The organism is Kitasatospora sp. NPDC056783 (genome assembly GCF_042789895.1).
Lineage (GTDB): Bacteria > Actinomycetota > Actinomycetes > Streptomycetales > Streptomycetaceae > Kitasatospora.
In genome coordinates, this window is sequence record NZ_JBHUAF010000468.1 from 1 (window position 1) to 5910 (window position 5910).

Genomic DNA, 5910 nt, shown 5'->3' on the forward strand with positions numbered 1-5910 from the left:
CCTCCGGGACGGGCCGCGAGCGGGGAAGGAACGCCACGGCCCCCGGCCGTCCGCCCGAGGAGGACGGAAGGCCGGGGGCCGGGTGAAACCGAGCCGCCGCGGGCGGCGGCGGTTCCTAGTACCAGTTGTGGCCCTGCCAGAACGACCACGCGCCACAGGGACTGCCGTAGCGGCTGTTCATGTAGCTGACGCCCCACTTGATCTGGGTCGCCGGGTTGGTGCGCCAGTCGGCACCGGCCGAGGCCATCTTGTTCCCGGGCAGCGCCTGGACCAGGCCGTACGCGCCCGAGCTCTTGTTGGTCGCGGTGTAGTCCCAGCCGCTCTCGCGCTTCACGATCTGGCTGAAGCACTGGAACTGGGCGTCGCTGCCGACGATCTGCCGCGCCAGGTCCTGGACCGAGCCGGGGCTGACCGAGACGGCGGGCGCGCTGTCGTCGACCGCGGCCATCGCCGAACGCGACTTGGAGCGGTTGGCGGCGGCCTCGTCGGCCTTGCGCTTGTCGTCCGCGGCCTTGGCGGCCTTCTCCGCGTCGGCCTTGGCCTGGGCATCGGCCTTCGCCTGGGCGTCCGCGGCGGCCTGCTGGCGCGCGGCCTCCTCGGCGGCCTTCTGCTCCGCGGCGGCCTTGGCGGCGGCGTCGGCGGAGGCCTGCTGGGCGGATGCCTGCTGGCCGATGTTGTCACTGATGGTCTGCGCCTGGGCGCCAGAGGGGACTTCGGCAAGCAGCGTCGCGCCGGCGACGTCGACCGTCTGCGTGGTCTTGCCCTCGCTGCCCGAGGCCATGCCGACGACGGCACCGACAGCGGTGACGGCGGTGGCGGAGGCCACAGCGACTCCCCGGACCGAGATCCGAGTCACATGGATTCCTTCCAGCATCGCCCACGCGTGACCGTGCGGACGCAAGATGCCCCTTGGCACGGACCTCCGTACGGTGCTCTGGTCACGGGAGGTGCTGGCCCGGCGTCCGGCCGAGGTGAGGCGACCGGGCGTTGGAATCGGGCGGCGTACAGCTCAACGGTCTTCAATTGTGCGTCCACCGACCGGAGTTGGCGGACTTTCCGGGGCCTGACCTCCGGAGTCCGGAAGCCCTGCCGCGCCGTACGCGGGGCCTGACAGAACCCTCACCATGCCGCACCGGGTACGGTCGACGCAATTCCCGTCCGCGTGGCGCATGTCACATTCACCGTACGGCAGTTCCCCGGACGGAAAGCACTCGATGTGATGAAACGGATGGGGCCCGCTCCCTCAGGAACGGGCCCCCGGCCGCGAATTGACCGTATTGTCCTACTGTGCCCCGGTCAGGGTCGGATCACGGGCTGATGTCCTCCAGCATCTCCGTGACCAGCGCCGCGATCGGCGACCGCTCCGAGCGGGTGAGCGTGATGTGGGCGAAGAGCGGATGGCCCTTCAGCTTCTCCACCACCGCCACCACGCCGTCGTAGCGGCCCACCCGGAGGTTGTCCCGCTGCGCCACGTCGTGGGTGAGCACCACCCGCGAGCCCTGGCCGATCCGGGACAGCACCGTCAGCAGGACGTTCCGCTCCAGCGACTGCGCCTCGTCCACGATCACGAAGGCGTCGTGCAGCGAGCGCCCCCGGATGTGGGTCAGCGGGAGCACCTCCAGCATGCCGCGGGCGATGACCTCCTCGATCACGTCCGGCGTGGTGACGGCGGAGAGGGTGTCGAAGACCGCCTGGGCCCAGGGGCCCATCTTCTCCGCCTCGCTGCCCGGCAGGTAGCCGAGCTCCTGGCCGCCGACCGCGTACAGCGGCCGGAAGACCATCACCTTGCGGTGCTGCCTCCGCTCCAGCACCGCCTCCAGCCCCGCGCACAGCGCGAGCGCCGACTTCCCGGTGCCGGCCCGGCCGCCCATCGAGACGATGCCGACCTCCGGGTCGAGCAGCAGGTCCAGCGCCACCCGCTGTTCGGCGCTGCGCCCGCGCAGCCCGAACGCCTCGCGCTCACCGCGCACCAGCCGCACCCGGCCGTCGCCGGTGACCCGGCCGAGCGCGCGGCCGCGCTCCGAGGTCAGCACCAGCCCGGTGTGGACGGGCAGCTCGGCCGCCCCGTCGACGTCCACCCCGGCCTCGTGGCCGGCCGCGAACAGCGCGTCCACCTGGTCGGCCGGGACGTGCAGTTCGGACATGCCCGTCCAGCCGGAGGTGATCGCCAGCTCGGCCCGGTACTCCTCGGCGAGCAGGCCCACCGAACTGGCCTTGATCCGCAGCGGCAGGTCCTTGGACACGACGGTGACGTCGTAGCCCTCGGCCTGGAGGTTGCGGGCGACCGCGAGGATCCGGGTGTCCGCCTCCCCGCCACCGGCCCGGTAGCCGACCGGCAGTATCGACACGTCGGAGTGGTTGAGCTCGACCCGGATGGTGCCGCCGAGCTCGCCGACCGGGATCGGCTCGTCGAGCCGGCCGTGGCGGATGCGGTAGTCGTCGAGCAGCCGCAGCGCCTGGCGGGCGAAGTAGCCCAGCTCCGGGTGGTGCCGCTTGGCCTCCAGCTCGGTGACGACCACCACCGGGAGGACGACCTCGTGCTCCTCGAAGCGGGTCATGGCGAGCGGGTCCGCCAGGAGCACGCTGGTGTCGAGAACGTACGTGCGCCGGTCTGGTGTCCGGCGGCTCTTGGAACTGACCACTAGGCCTCCAGAGCGGATGACCCTGCGTCATCCGCGTCCAGCCGGCCCCCGCTGCCCCGGTGGCCTCGGGGCCGGACTGACTGGAGTATTCCCAGGCGGGGAACGGTGCATTCGCGCCCCCGGCGAACTGACGGATCATTGCCGGTGAACGTTTGGCCTCGCGTGGACGCCGGGTAGGCCAGGCCTACGGCGGTCATTTTCCCCTCAGGGCCCGGGCGGGCCGGACCGACGGCCCCGGCCGGGCTACAGCCCCAGCCTCCGGTTGCGCTGCTCGTAGGCCCGCAGGGCGCGCAGGAAGTCGACCTTGCGGAAGGCCGGCCAGTACGCCTCGCAGAAGTAGAACTCGCTGTGCGCGCTCTGCCAGAGCAGGAAACCGGACAGCCGCTGCTCGCCCGAGGTGCGGATGATCAGGTCCGGGTCGGGCTGGTCACGGGTGTACAGGTGTTCGGAGATGTGCTCGACGGTCAGGATCTCGGCCAGTTGCTCGATCGAGGTGCCGCGTCCGGCCTGCTCCTGGAGCAGCGAACGGACGGCGTCGGCGATCTCGTGCCGGCCGCCGTAGCCGACCGCGACGTTGACGGTGATCCCGTCGATGTCGGAGGTCTCCTCGGCGGCCCGCTTGAGCACGTCGGCGGTGTGCTGCGGGAGCAGGTCCAGCGCGCCGACCGGGTTGACCCGCCAGCGGCGGGCGGCGGCCAGGCCGGTGACGGCGTCCTCGATGATGCCGAGCAGCGGGACGAGCTCGTCGGCCGGGCGGTCCAGGTTGTCGGTGGAGAGCATCCAGAGGGTGACGACCTTGACGTGGGTCTCGTCGCACCAGCCGAGGAACTCGCTGATCTTGTCGGCGCCGCGCTGGTGGCCGTACGCGGTGGAGCCGCCGGCCGCCTTGGCCCAGCGGCGGTTTCCGTCCAGGATCACGCCGATGTGGCGCGGGGTGCGCGCGAGGTGGACCTCGACCCGTCGACCGTAGAGCCGGTACATACCGCCGAGCAGGGTGCGCAGCCCCGGCGTCCGTTCGGCGACATCGCGCAGACCCATCTTTCCCGGCCCCTCCGTGCTCGTTCAACTGGTGCGTCTCCGCCCCCGGCGCAGCCTACTCCCGCCCGCAGGTGCGCGGTGAAGCCGCAGGTAGCGGTCTTGTCACGGTCCTGTACGAAGTCTGTCCCGGCCGGCGTGTCAGGGGTCGTCCGGGCGGATCGCGGGGTCGCCGCGAGGTCGCCGCAGGGTCGCCGCGGGGAGCTTTTGTCGCGGACACGGAACGGTCTCCGATTCCTTAACGGAACCGTAAGCCGTCCGTCCGATGCTTGACGACCCGCAATGGTCTAGTCCAGCTTTTGATCCGGGACGAAACGAATCCTCCCCTCGTCCCACGGCTCACCTCGGACGCAACAGCCCTCCCCCACACGCGGCCGCCGCGCCCCCCACCGCGGCGGCCGCTCCTCCCCCAGGAGCGTCACCCCATGGCCCGTACGCTGAACCAGCCTTCGCACAAGCGCCGCCGAAGCCCCCTCCCCGCCGTCGCGGCCGGTGCCACCGCCCTCGCACTGGCCGGCAGCGGCCTCGCCCTCTTCGCCGGCGGTGCCAGCGCGGCGGTCGGCAACCTGGTCACCAACGGCGGGTTCGACAACGGCCTCACGGGCTGGGTCTGCGCCGGCGCGGCGACCGCCGTCTCCTCCCCGGTCCACTCCGGCAGCGGCGCGCTCCAGGCCACCCCGGGCGCCGGCGACACCGCCGAGTGCACCCAGACCATCAGCGTGCTGCCCAACACCAGCTACACGCTGAGCGCCTGGGTCCAGGGCCCGTACACCTACCTCGGGGCGCGCGGCACCGGTGGCACCGACCCGTCCGTGTGGTCGAACCAGAACAGCTGGAACCAGCTGTCCACCACCTTCACCACCGGGGCGAACGCCACCAGCGTCACCGTCTACCTGCACGGCTGGTACGGCCAGAGCGCCTACCTGGCCGACGACGTCACGCTGGCCGGCCCCGGCGGCACCGGCACCCCGTCGCCGACCCCGACCCCCACCGCGACGCCCACGCCGACCCCCACCCAGACGGCCACCGCCTCCCCGACGCCGACCACGACGCCCACCCCGACCCAGACTCCGACCCCCACCGCGACGCCGACCACGACGCCGACGCCGACCACCACCCCGAAGCCGCCGACCGGCCTGCCCGCCCACGCGATCACCGGTTACTGGCAGAACTTCGACAACGGCGCGACCGCCCAGCGCCTGAGCGACGTCCAGAGCGCGTACGACATCATCGCGGTCTCCTTCGCCGACGCCGTGCCGACCCAGACCGGCGCGATCAGCTTCACCCTGGACCCGGGCCTGTCCAAGGCGCTCGGCGGCTACACCGACGCCCAGTTCCGCGCCGACATCAAGGCCAAGCAGGCGGCCGGCAAGAAGGTCATCCTCTCCATCGGCGGCCAGAACGGCGCGATCAGCGTCGGGAACGCCACCGCCGGCGCCAACTTCGTCAACAGCGCCTACGCGATCATCAAGGACTACGGCTTCGACGGCATCGACGTCGACCTGGAGAACGGCGTCCAGGCAGGCCCGCTCGGTGACGCGCTGCACGCCCTCCAGGCCAAGGTCGGCTCCGGCTTCATCCTGACCATGGCCCCCGAGACCATCGGGATGTACAACACCTCCGGCGCCTACTTCCAGCTGGCGCTGAACACCAAGGACATCCTCACCGTCGTCAACACCCAGTTCTACAACTCGGGCGGCATGAACGGCTGCGACGGCAAGGTCTACACCCAGGGCACCATCGACTTCATCACCTCGCAGGTCTGCACCCAGATCCAGGGCGGTCTGCGGCCGGACCAGGTGGGCATCGGCGTCCCGGCCTCCAGCAGGGCGGCCGGCGGCGGCTACGTCTCCCCGACCGTGGTGAACAACGCGCTGGACTGCCTGGCCACCGGCAGCAACTGCGGCAGCTTCGTGCCGCCGGCCAAGTGGCCCACCATCCGCGGCGCGATGACCTGGTCGACCAACTGGGACGCCAACAACGGCAACGCGTTCTCCAACACGGTCGGCCCGTTCGTCCACAAGATGCCGTAATCGGCCCGGGGTCCGCGGGGGCCCGGCCACCAGAGCTCAACTCCCCCGGCGCGCCGCTCCTTGAGGGTGGGGCCTGCGCGTCGGCGGCGGGGCCCGTCGTACCGAACCGGTACGGCGGGCTCCTCCGTTCTCCTCTTCTCTCCTCTTCTACCGCCGGGCGCTCGCGGGCGTCCGGGGGCGCGCGCTCACCGCGCCAGGAC

4 protein-coding genes are annotated in these 5910 nt (G+C 71.6%); 1 reads left to right on the forward strand and 3 read right to left on the reverse strand.

Going from position 1 to position 5910, the window contains the following annotated elements; all coding sequences use genetic code 11:
- Positions 1-115: 115 nt before the first annotated feature.
- From ACFRMQ_RS36990 to ACFRMQ_RS37000, 3 genes are all read right to left on the reverse strand, one after another.
- Positions 116-874, reverse strand: coding sequence for a transglycosylase SLT domain-containing protein (locus ACFRMQ_RS36990; protein ID WP_380735236.1), 759 nt, complete (start codon positions 872-874; stop codon positions 116-118).
- 433 nt (positions 875-1307) lie between these two features.
- The gene (locus ACFRMQ_RS36995) at positions 1308-2642 is read right to left on the reverse strand and encodes a PhoH family protein (protein WP_380735237.1); all 1335 of its coding nucleotides are present in this window, start codon (positions 2640-2642) and stop codon (positions 1308-1310) included.
- A 243-nt stretch (positions 2643-2885) separates the two neighbouring features.
- A complete protein-coding gene (locus ACFRMQ_RS37000) occupies positions 2886-3680 on the reverse strand; it encodes an isoprenyl transferase (RefSeq protein WP_380735238.1) in 795 nt (264 codons plus the stop codon).
- A gap of 422 nt (positions 3681-4102) precedes the next feature.
- Between ACFRMQ_RS37000 and ACFRMQ_RS37005 the strand changes: the two genes are divergently transcribed.
- On the forward strand, positions 4103-5710 hold the full coding sequence (locus tag ACFRMQ_RS37005) for a chitinase (protein ID WP_380735239.1): 1608 nt from the start codon (positions 4103-4105) through the stop codon (positions 5708-5710).
- Positions 5711-5910 lie beyond the last annotated feature (200 nt).